The sequence below is a fragment of the Streptomyces sp. URMC 129 genome (assembly GCF_051386415.1).
In the GTDB taxonomy this organism is placed as follows: domain Bacteria; phylum Actinomycetota; class Actinomycetes; order Streptomycetales; family Streptomycetaceae; genus Streptomyces.
In genome coordinates this window covers 21061-36725 of the sequence record NZ_JBPQTQ010000049.1, presented here as the reverse complement: position 1 = coordinate 36725, position 15665 = coordinate 21061, and the positions used below count along the sequence as shown (strand labels likewise).

Genomic DNA, 15665 nt, shown 5'->3' with positions numbered 1-15665 from the left:
GCGGACACCGGGGGCGGGAGCGGGGGCGACGACCAGCGGGTGGTGGCCGCGCCGTGTCAGGTGGGCGGCCGTCTGCAGGGCGCAGTGGGCGACGCCGTTGACGTCGGGGGGGTACGACTCGGTGATGAGGACGATTCGCATCGGGGAGGTGCGCATACGGCTGTTGTCGCCGCCGCCGGGGTTCCCCCGCCCACATCCGCGTGGCCGCCCGGAGAACGTCCCATGAGCATCGTCGGTTTTCAGCCTGCGGCGCGCCTGGCCAGCCTGCCCCGGACGGCCGTGAGGACCCCCGCGCGCTCGGCGGGGTCGGTGGCGAGACGGCGCAGCCGTTCGACGACACGGGTGTCGAGCACGGTGGCGTGGCGGGCGGCGACCTCGCGGGTGTCCTCCTCGCAGTCCCACAGGCACTCGACGGCGAAGCCGGATCCGAAGGACGGGTCGGTGGCCGCCAGCGCGCGGGCGGCGTGCCCGCGCAGGTGGGAGGAGGACGTCTCGCGGTAGACGTACCGCAGGACGGGCGCGGCGGTGGCGACGGCGAGCCGGCCGGCGCCCTCGACCAGGGGACGCAGCTCCCGGGCGTCGCTGCCGTGGGCGCGCACCGTGCGCAGCAGCGCGGCCAGCACGCGCGGCGCGTCGCGGGGCTCGCCGCGCTCGGCGAGCATGGCGGCGGCGCGCGCCCCCAGCTCGTCGCCGCGGTCCGCCCAGCGTCTGGCCTGGGCGAGGGCGGCGCGTCCGCGCATCCGGGAGAACGCGGTCGCGGCGGCGCGCGCCACGTCCGGGTCCGGGCTGGCGGCGGCGTCCCGGATGAGCGGGAACGCCTCCGGGTCGCCGCGCTCGGCGAGGTGGCGCAGCGCCGCGGCGCGGACCGCGGGCTGCCCGCCCGCGGCGGCGGCCAGCAGCTCGGGCCGGTCCCCGGGACCGGCCACGGCGCCCAGGCACCGGGCGGCGGACGCCTCGCGCCACTGCCGCGGCGTCTGCTCGTAGCCCTCGCGCGCCCAGTCCAGGACGGCGCGCACGCTCCGGCCGGGCTGCGGCCCGGCCGGGCGGAGCTGCCGCTGCCAGCGGTCGAAGTCGCCCTCCTCCAGGGCGCGTTCCAGCCGGGCGCGCTGCTCGGGGCGGGCCGGGTCCTCGGCCCACAGGCGCCAGGGACGCGGTTCGAAGGAGTCGCGGACGGCGGCGGTCAGCGCCGCGTCGCCCTCCTCGGTCCGCGGGAACCTGGCGAGGATGCGCGGCCCCAGGGCGCGCAGCGCGCCGTCGTCGTCGCGGACGGCGAGCTCGTCCAGCGCCCAGCGCCAGTTGGCGCCCTCGGCCGCGTACCGGCGCAGCAGGCGCGGCGCGTCGCCGTTGCCGTAGGCGGTGAGGTGGCCCAGGACGGACAGCGCGAGGCCGGTGCGCTCCTCGTCGGGGCGGACGGCGTCGTCGGGGTGGAACAGGTGGCCCGCGATCGCGTCGAGGCCGGCGCCGAGCTCGGCGTAGAGCCTCGCGTAGTAGAGCGAGCGGTGTTCGAGCTGCCAGTCCCGGCGGGGATCGTTCAGCACGCAGTGGTCCAGCGCGGCGACGGCCTCCGCCCTGGGAGCCGCCAGGGCGTGCAGCCACCCGTCACCGCGCCCTCGCTGGAGGAGCCCGAGAAGGGTCCCGCTGGGCGCTATGTCTGTTTCGGTAGGGCTGGCGAACATATGAGTCAGCATCCGACGCGTGCGATCACGTGGCAACGGGATTTCCGTCCCGACGGCTCCTTGCCGGATGACAGAGGTTCTACACCTTCCCCCCGGGAACCGCACTCGCGGGGCGGCTGAATCTCTCACCGGAACGGGAAGGCTGTGCAACAGTCTGGAGTCGTCCGCGCCGACCGCTCCGGCTCCCCCGGCGTCCGCCGCGGGACGCCCCATGCCCGACCGCGCCGTATCGGGAATCACGCATGCTCTCCTCCCAGAACCCTGAACACCCGGCGAACGACGTTCCCCCCGGGGCGACCCTCGACGATCTGATCGCGCGGACCCGCCGGCTGCGCGACGATCTGGACGCGGTGCGGCTCGGCGAGTCGGCCCAGGGCGCCGCACACGGCATACGGCGCGCCGCGTGGGAGCTGGCGGCGCACCGCCTGGACGACTTCGGCGAGCAGCTCGACCAGCTCCGCGCGGCGCCCGGCGGCGAGGGCCGGGTCCGGCTGGGCCAGCGGATCGGCAGCGCCGAGTGGAACCTGCTGACCGACGGCGTCGTCTGGTCCGAGGAGCTGTTCTCCATCTTCGGCCGTCCCGCCCAGGACGGCCCGCTCACCCTCGACCAGCTCCCGTCGTTCCTGCCGCCGGAGGACCAGCCCGCGCTGACCGCCGCCGTCACCGGCTGCCTGGTCGACGGGCGGCCCATGGACTGCGAGTTCCGCATCACCCGGCCCGACGGCTCCGAGCGCACCGTGCAGATGGCGGGCGAGCCGGTGCTCGACGACCACGGCGGAACGGTGGCGATGTGGGCGATGATCCGCGACGTGAGCGAGCTGCGCCGCAGCGGGACGCCGGTGGCCGCGCCCGGCCCCGACGCGGACCGGGCGGCGGAGGAGCTGCGGCGGCAGCGCCGCATCGCGCGGGCCGGGCACGGGCTGGCGATCGAGCTGGAGGACTCGGCGCTCGCGCCGTGGCTGGGCTCGCACGACCCGGGCCGGGCGGAGGGCAGGCCGGGCTCGCTGGAGCTGGCGGCCCGCTACCTGCCCGCGCGGGCGGGCTCCCCGATGAGCGGCAAGTGGTACGACGCGCTGGAGCTGCCGGACGGCGGCCGGATGCTGTCCGTGGGCGACCTGTCCGGCCGCGGCCCCGCCGCGGCGGCCGGGACGGCCACGGCGCTGGGCGCCCTCCGCGGCATCGCGCTGACCGGCGCGGAGCCGGGAACGCTGCTCGGCCACCTCAACCAGCTCCTGGACCGGGGCGCCCACCCGGTGCTGGCCAGCGCGCTGTGCTGCCGCTACGAGCCGGCCGGGCGCCTGCTGACCTGGGCCCAGGCCGGCCACCCGGCGCCGCTGCTGTGCCGCGGCGGCACGGGCTGGGCGCTGCCCAGGCCGGCCGGCACGCTGCTGGGCGCCATCGCGGACACCGCGTACGAGGAGCGCGCCGACCGGCTGGAGCCCGGCGACGTGCTGGTCCTCCACACGGACGGTCTGTTTTCGGACATCCCCCCGGACGGCAGGGCCGGTCACGGCGGCGACCGGCGTCTGATCGCCCTGGCCCCCCGCCTCACCTCGGCGGCCAGCGCCCTGGAGGCGCTGCGCGTGGTGCTCGGCGAGTGCGGCGAGTCGGGCCGGGAGGACGACGCCTGCCTGCTGGTGGCCCGCGTACGCCCCTGAACCGAGGCGCGCCCCCCGGTTCCCGCGCGGGCGCACGGCCGGATCGGTGCGCGCCCGCGCGGGGGGCGGTCACACCGGGCGCGGCGCCCCGGCCGCGGCCGGGAGCGCCTCGTCCAGCTCCTCGCGGAGCGCGTCGATCCGGGGCACGCCCGCGTAGGGCCCGGTGAGGCGGCGCATCTGCCGCAGCCGGTCCCAGGTGCGGTGCGAGGAGTTCTCCCCGACCGCGGACAGGGCCAGCCGGGCGTGGTGGTCGGCGCGCTCCGGCTCGTCGGCGATGAGGCACGCCGAGGCGAGCGTGATCTCGTCGAAGATCCGGGACCGCTGCCGCTCGTCCACCCGCAGCGCCAGGGCCTGTTCGGCGTTGCGCAGCGCCGGGCGGGCCGCGGTCGGCTCGTGCTCGGCCAGCGTGCGGTAGGCCAGGGCCTGCATGCCGTACAGGTCCGCCTCGTCGAACATCCGCATCCAGCCGGGCGGCGGGGTGTCGTTCCGCTCGGTGACGAACAGGTGCTCCGCCTCGCCCAGCAGCCGCCGCGTGGCCTGCCCCTGGCCCAGCGCGGCCCGCGCCCAGGCCTCGATCGTGCACAGCATGGCCCGGGTGCGCGGCAGCGCCTCCTCGCCCATGCCGGACCCGGCCAGCCGCAGCAGGTCCAGGGCGTCGTCCGGCCGGCCGAGGTGCACCATCTGCCGGGCGGCGCGCGACAGCGCCTCCCCCGCGCGCGGGCGGTCGCCGCCCTCGCGTGCGGCGTGGGCGGCGATCACGAAGTACTTCTGGGCGGTCGGCTCCAGCCCGATGTCGTGGGACATCCAGCCGGCCAGCACCGCCAGGTCGGCGGCCACGCCCCACAGCCGCCGCTGCAGGGCGTCCGGGTGGCGGTAGGCGAGCATGCCGCCCACCTCGTTGAGCTGGCCGACCACCGCCTTGCGCTGGAGTCCGCCGCCCCGGGAGGCGTCCCAGGCGCGGAAGATCTCGACCGAGTGCTCCAGGGCCTCGATCTCCTCCGCGCCGACGGGGGCGGCCTCGTACCGGTCGAAGCCGGCGGGGTCCGTTGCCGATGAGGGGTCGTGGGGGGAAGCGGCGTCGCGGGCCGGAGCGGCCCGGAGCCAGTCGTGCATGGCGTCGCTGAGTGCGGATCCCGCGGCGAGCGCAACACCCGCGCCCACCATGCCGCGTCGGTTGAGCATGAGGTCCATTCCCGTGAATTCGGTGAGGACCGCGGCCGTCCGCCGGGGCGCCCACGGCAGTCCGTGCACGGACGGCCGTGTCCCCGCGTCCCCTGACCGGCGCAACCCGAGGTCCTCGATGGTCACGACACGGCCGAGTCGCTCGGTGAACAGGGTCGCCAGCACCTCGGGCACCGGATCGCGCGGGGTCTCGCCCACGTCGATCCACCGCCGTACCCGTGAGGTGTCCGTGGCGAGCTGCGGATAGCCCTGGGCTGCCGCCTGGCGGTTGACCAGCCTGGCGAGTTCCCCCTTGGACCAGCCGGCGAGCCTGAACAAGTCCTCGAGTCGGGTGTTGGGTCCCCTGCTCACGTCAAGCCCCCAGGATCTCGGCTGAGTTGACAGTAACCGTCGCGCAACGGCCCCATGGCGATTCGCCATGGTTCGCCAGGCCACGCCAGATGGTGTGCCACCCGCGCGAGGGAGTGGTGTAGACGTCGCGCCACCCGGGACCGGTGAACCTTCCGGCATTTCCCCAGGGTGCCAAAGAGGTCTGTCCGGCCCGGGGGCGCCATGAACCTTCCGGCACCTTCCGGCACACGAAGGGACCATGCCCGCCTATGTATCCAGCACTCTCCCCCGTGATCACCCGGCAGCGACCGCGCCCGGGCGGCCAGCCCGGCGGCACGGCCGTCGCCGGCGCTGACGAGCGGGCCCGCCGGCCCCGCCGCGGCGGGCCGCCGCCCGTCGCGGGCCGGCTGGATCTCTCGGGCGCGCGCGGCGACCGGCTGCGCGCCACACTGGCCGCCGTGCACGAGATCTGCCCGGAGTTCACCCCGGCGCGGGTGGCCCGGGACACCGCGGACTCCGTGGTGCTCATCGGGACGGCCGGCCGGCGGGCGGCGGTGGCGAAGCGCCTGCTGGACCCCGTCGGGGACGGCGCGGAGCGGTTCCGGCGCGAAATAGCGGTGCACCGCGGCCTGCTGCGGCACCGCCCGCCGGTGCGGGTGCCCGGCCTCATCGCCGACGACCCGCGCGGCTGCACGCTGGTCACCGAGTTCATCCCGGGGCGCACCGCGGCCGGGGGCCGGCACCCCGGGACCGGGACCGGCGCGTCGCCCGCCGAACTGCGGGCGGCCCTGACCGCCCTGGGCCGGCTCAACGCGTGGTGCCCGCCGGCGGGCACGTTCCCCGAGGTGATCAACTACCCGGCGGCGCTGGCGCGCTACCACGCGCTGGGGCTGCTCACCGACCGGGACGTGAGCGACCTGAAGACGCTGCTGCGCGGGCTGTGCGGGCGCGGCCGGACGGAGCCGCCCCGGCAGTTCTGCCACGGCGCGGCCACCCCGGCCAACGTGCTGCTGGCCCCGACCGGCCCGGTGCTGCTCGGCTGGGACGCGGCGGGCTGGTACCTGCCGGGGTATGACCTGGCGACGCTGTGGGCGGGGGTGGGCGACGCGCCGCTGCCCCGGCGGCAGATCAGCCAGGCGGCGCACGCGGCGGGCGCGCGCGGGCGCGACGCGTTCCTGGTCAACCTGATGGTGGTGCTCACCCGGGAGATCCGCCGCTGCGAGGACGCCGTGCAGCGGGCGATGCGCCACCCGGACGCGCCGCGCGCGGGCGGGGGCGACCGGCCCGGCGCTCCGCTGGCCTACGGCGAGGCCCAGCGGCTGCTGCTGCGGCGGCTGCACGACGACTGGACCCAGGTCCGCCGGGCGGTCCGCACGGCGGTGGGGACCCGTTGACCGCGCGCGCACCGGGGGACGGCGGGCGGCGGCGTCAGCGCTGGAACATCTCGGCGGGAAGCGGCTTCAGGAGCTGGTACAGCTCGTCGGTGATGGGGCGGTCCCAGCTCGCGATGGTGACCAGCACGCCGTCGCTGCGGTCGAACTGCACGCACGAGATCCGGCCCTCCGAGCACAGCACGCGGCGCACGATGAGCAGGCTCCCGTCGTGCATGACGGGGGTCTCCTCGGTCCCGGTGACCCGGACCTCCTCGTCGATCTCCAGGGCCACCAGAAGCTGGTGCACCTCGAACGGCACCTCGCCGTCGGCCACGTCCCGGGCCGGGGAGCCCTCCGGCAGGTTGCCGATGACCATCGCCGGGCCGCGCCCGCCGAACAGGTCGTACCGCAGCACCACGCCCTGGCAGCTTCCGTCGGGCGCGGGGAGCAGCCCCGCGCCCAGCACGCCGGGCCAGTCGCCCGGGTCCATGGCCAGCACGTCGAAGTCGGGCCCGGCGGGTGAAGCGGCGTTGCGGCGACGGAGAAACGACATGTCGCCATGGTACGTGCGGCGCCCTCAGCCCTCCGCCGCTGGACGGTCCCGGAGAGTGGCCACCTGGCGGTAGAGCTCGACCGCCTCCAGCGAGCGGCCGAGCTGCTCCAGGCAGTGCGCCTCGTCGTTGCGGCTGGCGAGTGCGTCCGGGTGGCCGGGGCCCAGGGCGCGCTCCCGGGCCCGCCGCACCTGGCGGTGCTCCTCCAGGGCGGCCTCCCACCGGTCCAGCCAGCCCAGCGCGACGGCGATCTCGCGGCGGCTGACCAGGGTGTCGGCGTGGTCGGGGCCCAGCACGCGGGCGCGGGCGGCCCAGACCTCGCCGGCCTCGGCCAGCGCCTCCTCCCAGCGGCCGAGCCGCCCCAGGCTGACGCCGCGGCCGTGCCGGGCGCGCAGGGTCTCGGGGTGGCCGGCGCCCTGGGCGCGGGTCCTGGCGGCGGCCAGGTCGGTGTAGAGCGCGAGGGCCTCGGCCGGGCGGCCCAGGCGGCCGAGGCTGACGCCCGCGTCGTAGCGGGCGTCGAGGGTGGCGGGGTGGTCGGGCCCGAGCGTGCGGGCCCTGGCCTCGGCGACGCGCAGGTAGCCGTCGAGGGCCTCGGCCCAGCGGCCCAGCCGGCCCAGGGCGTACGCGGTCTCGAACCGGCTCTCCAGCGTGTCCGGGTGGTCGGGGCCGAGGGCCCGCTCCCGTTCGGCGGCGACCGACCCGTGCACGTCGCACGCCTCCTCCCAGCGGCCGAGGCGGCCGAGGCTGAGCCCGGCCCGGTGGCGGCTGGAGAGCACGGCGAGGTACTCGGGCGCGGGACCGCCGCCCCCGGCGGGGAGCTGGGCGACGGCCGACCGGGGGACGCCGGTGGTCCACTGGCCGGTCAGCCCCGCCGACCGGTCGGGCGGCGGGAGCCTCAGCGACCAGGAGCCGCTGGCCCGTGACCCGGCCCGCATGCCGCGCGTCCACTCCGGCAGCCGCCCGGCCGGGCGCGGGGCGGGCACCCGGACGGCGAGGGTGGTGCCGCTCCCGGCCGCCACCAGGGCGCGGGCCCGCGCGGCGACGTCCTGGGGCCGGTCGGCGGGGTCCTTGGCGAGCAGCGCGAGGATGAACTCCTCCAGCTCCTCCGGCAGATCGGGGCGGCGGGCGCGCGGCGGCTCGGGCGGGGTGTCGCGGTGCCCGACGAGGATGGCCCACGGGTCACCGAGGTCGAACGGCGGGGCGCCGGTGGCGATCTCGTACAGGACGCAGCCGAGCGAGTACAGATCGCTGCGGTGGTCGACGGGCAGGCCCGCGATCTGCTCGGGCGACATGTAGTGCGGGGTGCCCATCGCCATGCCCGCCGAGGTCAGCTTGGCGCTGAGGCCGATGTCCTGGGCGAGCCGGGCGATGCCGAAGTCGCAGATCTTCACGGTGCCGTCGGCCAGCCGCATGACGTTGGCGGGCTTGAGGTCCCGGTGGATGACGCCCTGTTCGTGGGTGTAGGCGAGGGCGGCGGCCACCTGGTCCGCGATGTCCGCGATCTCCGGCACGGACAGCGGCTCGGGCCTCAGGTCGTGCAGCACCTGGCTGAGGTTGTGGCCGTCCAGCAGCTCCATCACCAGATAGAGCGTGCCGTCGGCCTCGCCGAAGTCGTGGACCACGGTGATGCCGCGGTGCTGGAGCGCGGCGGCCACCCGCGCCTCGCGCCGGAAGCGCTCGCGCAGCGCGCGCAGGAACGGCTCCTCCTGCCGGGCGCCCAGCGGCTTCAGGCACTTGACGGCGACCCGCCGGTCCAGCGACGCGTCGCGGGCGCGCCACACCTCCCCCATGCCCCCGCGCCCGATGAGTTCGAGCAGGTGGTAACGGCCGTGGCTGAGCGTGCGTTCGGCCATGTCGGATGTCTCGCCCCCGTCGTCCGGCTCTCAACCGCCCCCACTGGCTGTCCAGTTCCGTCCAGTGTTCCCAGTATGGCTTCCAGCGACGGCCCTTCTTATGCCGGGCGGCGGGAAAAGTGACTTTCGCCCCGCGCTCCGGAGTTCACCCTGCCGGGGGACGGGAGAGCGGGCAGAGGAGACATCGGAGCGGCCGTTGGCCCTGCGTGGTGCGGTAGCCTCGCTGCGGACCGCACAGTTGCCTGACGGCAACAGTGTGGGCCCGCGGTGTGCGATTATGGCCCGTCCGTCCCTGTGGCGGGCGAGGGCTGCGCTTGATCTGTTCGACCCTGTCGGAATGGATGCGGATCGAGGTTCGGCATGAGTGACGCGACGTCCGCGGGCTCGCGCAGCAGGGCCGCGCGGGGCGCCGCCAAGGTCGGCGAGCCGGAGCTGCGCCGGCTCCTGGCCGGGCTGACGGCCGTCCGGGACGGGGACTTCGGGACGCGACTGCCGAACGACGCGGGCGGGCTCCTGGGCGAGATCGCCACGGTGTTCAACGGCATGGTGGACCAGCTCTCGCTGTTCACCTCGGAGGTCACCCGGGTCGCGCGCGAGGTCGGCACCGACGGCCGGCTCGGCGGCCAGGCCGAGGTGCCCGGCGTGTCGGGGACGTGGCAGGCCCTGACGGAGTCCGTCAACGCGATGGCGGGCAATCTCACCACCCAGGTCCGCGACATCGCCCAGGTGGCCACGGCGGTGGCGCGGGGCGACCTGTCGCAGAAGATCGACGTGGACGCGCGCGGCGAGATCCTCGTGCTGAAGGAGACCGTCAACACGATGGTCGACCAGCTCTCCGCCTTCGCCGACGAAGTCACCCGCGTCGCCCGCGAGGTGGGCAGCGAGGGGCGCCTCGGCGGCCAGGCGCAGGTGCCGGGCGTCGGCGGCGTGTGGCGCGACCTCACCGACTCCGTCAACTTCATGGCCGGCAACCTCACCGACCAGGTGCGCAACATCGCCCAGGTGACGACGGCGGTGGCGCAGGGCGACCTGTCGCAGAAGATCACCGTGGACGCGCGCGGCGAGATCCTGGAGCTGAAGAGCACCGTCAACACGATGGTCGACCAGCTCTCCGCCTTCGCCGACGAAGTCACCCGCATGGCCCGCGAGGTCGGCACCGAGGGGATGCTCGGCGGCCAGGCCGAGGTGCCCGGCGTCGGCGGCGTGTGGCGCGACCTCACCGACTCCGTCAACTTCATGGCCGGCAACCTCACCGACCAGGTGCGGTCCATCGCGCAGGTCGCGACGGCCGTGGCCCGCGGCGACCTGTCGCAGAAGATCACGGTCACGGCGCGCGGCGAGATCCTGGAGCTGAAGACCACCATCAACACGATGGTCGACCAGCTCTCCGCCTTCGCCGACGAAGTCACCCGCGTCGCCCGCGAGGTCGGCACCGAGGGCAACCTGGGCGGTCAGGCCACGGTGCGGGGTGTCTCCGGCACCTGGAAGGACCTGACCGACAACGTCAACGTGATGGCCTCCAACCTCACCGGCCAGGTGCGGTCCATCGCGCAGGTCGCGACGGCCGTGGCCCGCGGCGACCTGTCGCAGAAGATCACGGTCGAGGCGAAGGGCGAGGTCGCCGCCCTGGCCGGGGTGATCAACACGATGGTCGACACGCTGTCCGCGTTCGCCGACGAGGTCACCCGCGTCGCCCGCGAGGTGGGCACCGAGGGCATGCTCGGCGGCCAGGCGCGGGTGCCCAACGTGGCGGGCACCTGGAAGGACCTCACCGACAACGTCAACTCCATGGCCACCAACCTCACCAACCAGGTGCGCAACATCGCCCAGGTGACGACGGCGGTGGCGCAGGGCGACCTGACGCGCAAGATCGACGTGGACGCGCGCGGCGAGATCCTGGAGCTGAAGACCACCATCAACACGATGGTCGACCAGCTCTCCGCCTTCGCCGCCGAAGTCACCCGCGTCGCCCGGGAGGTGGGCAGCGAGGGACGCCTCGGCGGCCAGGCCGAGGTCGAGGGCGTCTCCGGCACCTGGAAGCGGCTGACCGAGAACGTCAACGAGCTGGCCGGCAACCTCACCCGTCAGGTGCGGGCGATCGCGGAGGTCACCAGCGCCGTGGCCGAGGGCGACCTGACCCGGTCCATCACCGTGGACGCCTCGGGCGAGGTCGCCGAACTGAAGGACAACATCAACTCGATGGTGCGGTCGCTGCGCGAGACGACCCGCGCCAACCAGGAGAAGGACTGGCTGAAGACCAACCTGGCCGGGATATCGGGGCTGATGCAGGGCCGGCGGGACCTGTCGGTGGTGGCCGACCTGATCATGGACGAGCTGACGCCCCTGGTCGGCGCCCAGTTCGGCGCGTTCTACCTGGCGGAGGAGCACGCCGGCGGCACCGAGCTGAAGCTGATCGGCTCCTACGGATTCCCGGAGCCCACGGACCGGCCCGTCCGTTTCCGCCCGGGCCAGTCGCTGGTCGGGCAGGCGGCACGCAGCCGCCGCGTCATCGCCGTGGACGACCTGCCGGACGGCTACGTCACCATCTCCTCCGGCCTGGGCCAGGCCGCCCCGGCCAGCCTGATCGTGCTGCCCATCGTGGCGGAGGAGCAGGTGCTCGGGGTGATCGAGCTGGCCTCGACGCGCGCCTTCACACCGGTCCACCGGGACTTCCTGGAACAGCTGATGGAGACCATCGGCGTCAACGTCAACACGATCCTGGCCAACGCCCGGACGGATGAACTGCTGGAGCGCTCGCAGCGGCTGACCGCCGAGCTGCGGGCCCGTTCGGAGGAGTTGCAGGTCCGGCAGGAGGAACTGCAGCGCTCCAACGCCGAGCTGGAGGAGAAGGCGGCCCTGCTCGCCGCCCAGAACAGCGACATCGAGACCAAGAACCTGGAGATCGAGCAGGCCCGGCAGGAGCTGGAGGACCGGGCGCAGCAGCTCTCGCTCGCCTCGAAGTACAAGTCGGAGTTCCTGGCCAACATGAGCCACGAGCTGCGCACCCCGCTCAACAGCCTGCTGGTCCTCGCCCAGTTGCTGGCCCAGAACCCGACGCGGAACCTGACGCCGAAGCAGGTCGAGTACGCGGGCATCATCCACTCCGCCGGCTCGGACCTGCTCCAGCTCATCAACGACATCCTCGACCTGTCGAAGGTCGAGGCGGGCAAGATGGACGTCCACCCCGAACGCGTCCCGCTGCGCCGGCTGGTGGAGTACGCCGAGGTCACCTTCCGCCCGCTGACCACCGAGAAGGGCCTGGAGTTCCGGGTGACCACCGCCCCCGGGGTGCCCGCGGAGCTGCTGACCGACGACTCCCGGCTGCGCCAGGTGCTGCGCAACCTGCTGTCCAACGCCGTGAAGTTCACCGAGTCCGGCAGCGTCGAGCTGCGGATCGAGCCGGTCGCCGCGGCGGAGCTGCCGCCCCCGGTCCGCCACCACGGCCCGGCCATCGCCTTCCGGGTGCGGGACACCGGCATCGGCATCCCCGAGCAGCAACTGGAGACGATCTTCGGCGCGTTCCAGCAGGCCGACGGCACCACGAGCCGCAAGTACGGCGGAACCGGCCTCGGTCTGTCCATCAGCCGCGAGATCGCCTACCTGCTGGGCGGGGCGATCACCGCGTCGAGCACGCCGGGCGACGGCAGCACGTTCACCCTCTGTCTGCCGGTCGCCCGGCCCGACTTCGCCGGACCGCCGGCCGCCGGCGAGCCGGGGGCCGCCGCCGTCCAGGCCATTCCGCCGGAGCAGCGGCGGCGCCGGGTGCTGGTCGTCGAGCGGAACCCGCGCGGCCTGCTCTCCCTGGTGACGGAGAACGCGGTGGCCGACCTGGCCGAGAACCCCGGCCTGGCCGACGCCCCCGGCCGGACCGAGGTGGTCACGGCCACGGACACCCGGGAGGCCGCGGCCGTGCTCGCGGCGCGCAGCTGCCACTGCGTGGTCCTGGAGCTGGGCACGCCCGACGACGCCGCGCTGCGGTTCCTGGAGGCGCTGGAGCGGGACCCGGCGCTGCGCGGGGTGCCCGTGCTGGCCCACCACAGCCGGCGGCTCGACCCGGAGCGCGAGGCGGCGCTGCAGGCCCGTGCCGCGGACCGGCCGCTGGAGCTGCTGTCCAGCCTGGACGAGCTGCGCGAGCGCGTCACCCTGCACCTCAGCGCCCAGGACGCGGGCGGCGTGCTGCCGCTGGTCCGGGCCGAGGACACCGGGCCGGCGCCGGCGGAGTCCGCGGACGGGGCGCTGGCCGGGCGGACCGTGCTGGTGGTGGACGACGACCCGCGGAACGTGTACGCCCTGACCGGGATCCTGGAGCTGCACGGGATGCGGGTGCTGCGCGCCGACAACGGCCGCACGGGCATCGAGACGCTGCGCGCCCACCCGGAGGTCGACCTGGTCCTGATGGACGTGATGATGCCGGAGATGGACGGGTACGCGGCGACCGGCGCCATCCGCGCCATGCCCGGATACGAGGAGCTGCCGATCATCGCCGTCACCGCGAAGGCGATGCCGGGCGACCGGGAGAAGAGCCTCGCCGCCGGGGCGAGCGACCATGTCACCAAGCCCATCGACGGCGACGACTTCATCGCCTGCGTCCGGCGCTGGCTGGACGCGTGAGGCCCCCGAGGAGCGGCCCGTGCGGATCCCCCGGCAACCCGACGACCGCCCCCCGGGCCCGCCCGGCGGCGCGGCGCCGGCGGAGACCGACGCCGGCCGCCTCGCCGCCACGGTGGAGCGGCTGCGCAGGCAGCTGGCCGAGGAACGGGCCGCGGCGGACGGCCGGGCGCTGGTCGAGCTGGCCAAGGGGGTGCTGGTGGAGCGGCTGGGGTGCGGCCCGGCCGAGGCGGACCGGCAGCTCACCGGGCTGGCCCGGCAGGCCGGCCTGTCGCCGCTGGAGCTGGCCGCCGACATCGTCAACCGGTCCGCGCCCGACCACCTCACCCGGGCGGCCCGGGAGGCCGGCGGCCCGGCGGTCGCCGTGCGGCTGCGCGCGGCGGAGAGCGGCGCGCTGGCCGCGGCCGGCGACGCCCAGCGGGTCGCCGGCGCGATCCTCGCGCACGCGCTGGCGCCGCTCGGCGCCCACGCCGTGGCGGTCTGGGCGGCGGGCCCCGACCTGTCCCTCGGCCTGGCCGGTCACGCCGGGTTCCTGCCCGAGGAGACCGCCCGGTGGCACCATGTGCCGCCGGGGGTGGCGACGGTGGCCGGCCGGGCGCTGACCGAGCGCCGGGCCGTGTGGATCCCCGCGCTCGCGGGTTCGGGGCTGCCGTCGATCGGCCACCGGCAGTGGCCCGGCGGCGGCCGGGTCGCCGTGCCCGCCCGCACCGGCGGCCGGGTGGTGGGGGTGCTGGAGGTGTGCTGGCCGGGCCGGCTGGAGCCGCGGCCACCGGTGATCCGGCGGCAGATCGAGGCCCTGGCCGAGCTGTGCGCGCACGCCCTGGAGGCGCGGGATCCGGAGGCCGGCGAGTTCCCGGCCGCGCGGGAGGCGGCGCCGGACCGGGCCGTGGCCGAGCTGGTGGACCTCGCCGACGGGCTGCACGATCCCGCGCTGGTCCTGCTGCCGCACCTGGACTCCGGCGGCGCGCTGGCCGACTTCCGCCTCCACCACGTCAACGGCCGCTTCCTCGACCCGGCGGGCCGCCCGCGCGCCGCGCTGGCCGGCGGGCTGCTGCTGGAGGCGTACCCGATGACGGCGGCCGAGAGCGGCCTGTTCTCGCGGATCGAGCGGGTGTGGGCGACGGGCGAGCCGTTCCGCGCCGAACGGATGGCCCTGACCGCCCTCGTCGGCCAGGTGCCGCTGACCACGACCGCCGACGTGAGCCTGAGCCGGCACGGCGGCGGCGTGCTGCTGGTGTGGCGGGTGCAGGACGAGACGGCCCGGCTCGCCGCCCTCCTCCAGCACGCGCAGCGGCTGGGGCGCATCGGCGGGTTCGAGGAGAACGTCAGGACCGGCGAGATCACCTGGAACAACCAGCTCTTCTCCCTCTACGGGGTGCCCCCGACGGCCGGCCCGATCCCGCTGGAGCGGCTGCCCGCGCACGCCCACCCGGACGACGACGTGGCCATCGGCCGCTTCCTGCGCACCCTGCTGCACCACCGCAGGCCCGCCTCGACCGCGTTCCGCCTCCGGCGCCCGGACGGCATCGTCCGCCACATCCGCGTGGTGGCCGAGCCGGTCCTCGACGCGCGGGGGCAGGTGCACTCGGTGCGGGGCGCCTACCAGGACATCTCCGCGCAGCACTGGACCGAGGTGGCGCTGGCCGCGACCCGCGACCGGCTGGCGCACAGCGAGCAGGAGTCGGCGGAGCACAGCCGCCTGGCGCTCCAGCTCCAGCACGCCATCATGCCGCCGACCCGGCGCCCGATCGACGCCCCGGGCCTGCGGGTCGCCGTCCGGTACCGGCCCGCCGAGATCGAGCACCTGGTGGGCGGGGACTGGTACGACGCGGTGGTGCTGCCGTCGAAGGAGATCCTGCTGTGCGTGGGCGACGTGGCGGGCCACGGCATCGGTGCGGCCACCGACATGGTCGTCCTGCGCAACGCCCTGCGCGGCCTGGCCACGACCGGCGCGGGCCCGGCCCAGCTGCTGTCCTGGCTGAACCTGGTCGCCCACCACCTCACCGACCACGTGACCGCGACGGCCGTCTGCGCGCTGTACGAGCCGCGGACGCGGCTGCTGCGCTGGGCCAGGGCCGGGCACCTGCCGCCGGTCCTGATCCGCGAGCGGGAGAGCACCACGCTGCCGCTGCTGGACGGGCTGCTGCTGGGCGCGCTGGCCGAGACGGCCTACGAGGAGGGGCAGGTGCAGCTCGAACCGGGCGACACGCTGCTGATGTTCACGGACGGGCTGATCGAGCGGCGGGACCGTTCCGTGCAGCAGTCCCTGGGCCGCCTGCTGACCACGGCCCAGGCCGCCACCGGCGACCTGGAACGCCGGCTGGACCACGTGCTCACCCACAGCAACGCGGACACCGACGACGACACCTGCCTCGTCGGGATCCATCTGCGCTGATCGGCCCGCCGGTGGCATGAGCGCGGCGGGCCGGGGTAA

The 15665-nt window shown here is 75.5% G+C and carries 8 protein-coding genes and 1 pseudogene; 4 read left to right on the top strand and 5 right to left on the bottom strand.

Annotated features, from left to right (window positions below; all coding sequences use genetic code 11):
* Positions 1-141, bottom strand: a pseudogene (locus ACSNOC_RS12715) (glycosyltransferase family 1 protein); the annotation flags it as partial.
* Positions 142-239: 98 nt separating this feature from the next.
* Complete coding sequence (locus ACSNOC_RS12710) at positions 240-1676, bottom strand: HEAT repeat domain-containing protein (protein WP_436747479.1); 1437 nt, start codon at positions 1674-1676, stop codon at positions 240-242.
* Positions 1677-1918: 242 nt separating this feature from the next.
* Here ACSNOC_RS12710 and ACSNOC_RS12705 point away from each other — a divergent pair, with 242 nt between their 5' ends.
* Positions 1919-3334, top strand: coding sequence for a PP2C family protein-serine/threonine phosphatase (locus ACSNOC_RS12705; protein WP_436747478.1), 1416 nt, complete (start codon positions 1919-1921; stop codon positions 3332-3334).
* Positions 3335-3403: 69 nt separating this feature from the next.
* On the opposite strand, the gene ACSNOC_RS12700 is transcribed toward ACSNOC_RS12705, so the two are convergent.
* Positions 3404-4867: a DNA-binding protein NsdB gene (locus ACSNOC_RS12700; protein ID WP_436747477.1), complete on the bottom strand. Its 1464-nt coding sequence runs from the start codon at positions 4865-4867 to the stop codon at positions 3404-3406.
* A 248-nt stretch (positions 4868-5115) separates the two neighbouring features.
* Between ACSNOC_RS12700 and ACSNOC_RS12695 the strand changes: the two genes are divergently transcribed.
* Positions 5116-6240, top strand: a complete 1125-nt coding sequence (locus tag ACSNOC_RS12695) for an aminoglycoside phosphotransferase family protein (protein WP_436747476.1) — start codon at positions 5116-5118, stop codon at positions 6238-6240.
* 34 nt (positions 6241-6274) lie between these two features.
* On the opposite strand, the gene ACSNOC_RS12690 is transcribed toward ACSNOC_RS12695, so the two are convergent.
* Both ACSNOC_RS12690 and ACSNOC_RS12685 read right to left on the bottom strand, forming a co-directional pair.
* Positions 6275-6772, bottom strand: coding sequence for a hypothetical protein (locus ACSNOC_RS12690; protein ID WP_436747475.1), 498 nt, complete (start codon positions 6770-6772; stop codon positions 6275-6277).
* Positions 6773-6796: 24 nt separating this feature from the next.
* Positions 6797-8623: a protein kinase domain-containing protein gene (locus tag ACSNOC_RS12685; RefSeq protein ID WP_436747474.1), complete on the bottom strand. Its 1827-nt coding sequence runs from the start codon at positions 8621-8623 to the stop codon at positions 6797-6799.
* 360 nt (positions 8624-8983) lie between these two features.
* Here ACSNOC_RS12685 and ACSNOC_RS12680 point away from each other — a divergent pair, with 360 nt between their 5' ends.
* Positions 8984-13234 (top strand): HAMP domain-containing protein, encoded by a 4251-nt coding sequence (locus ACSNOC_RS12680; protein WP_436747473.1) that lies wholly within the window; start codon positions 8984-8986, stop codon positions 13232-13234.
* Positions 13170-15626 (top strand): SpoIIE family protein phosphatase, encoded by a 2457-nt coding sequence (locus ACSNOC_RS12675; RefSeq protein WP_436747472.1) that lies wholly within the window; start codon positions 13170-13172, stop codon positions 15624-15626. The genes ACSNOC_RS12680 and ACSNOC_RS12675 overlap by 65 nt, the downstream gene beginning before the upstream one ends.
* Positions 15627-15665: the final 39 nt, after the last annotated feature.

Coding starts and splice junctions, on each gene's coding strand:
- ACSNOC_RS12680 (WP_436747473.1), top strand. CDS start 8,984: ATGAGTGACGCGACGTCCGCGGGCTCGCGCAGCAGGGCCGCGCGGGGC.
- ACSNOC_RS12675 (WP_436747472.1), top strand. CDS start 13,170: ATGTCACCAAGCCCATCGACGGCGACGACTTCATCGCCTGCGTCCGGC.
- ACSNOC_RS12690 (WP_436747475.1), bottom strand. CDS start 6,772: ATGTCGTTTCTCCGTCGCCGCAACGCCGCTTCACCCGCCGGGCCCGAC.
- ACSNOC_RS12710 (WP_436747479.1), bottom strand. CDS start 1,676: ATGTTCGCCAGCCCTACCGAAACAGACATAGCGCCCAGCGGGACCCTT.
- ACSNOC_RS12685 (WP_436747474.1), bottom strand. CDS start 8,623: ATGGCCGAACGCACGCTCAGCCACGGCCGTTACCACCTGCTCGAACTC.
- ACSNOC_RS12705 (WP_436747478.1), top strand. CDS start 1,919: ATGCTCTCCTCCCAGAACCCTGAACACCCGGCGAACGACGTTCCCCCC.
- ACSNOC_RS12695 (WP_436747476.1), top strand. CDS start 5,116: ATGTATCCAGCACTCTCCCCCGTGATCACCCGGCAGCGACCGCGCCCG.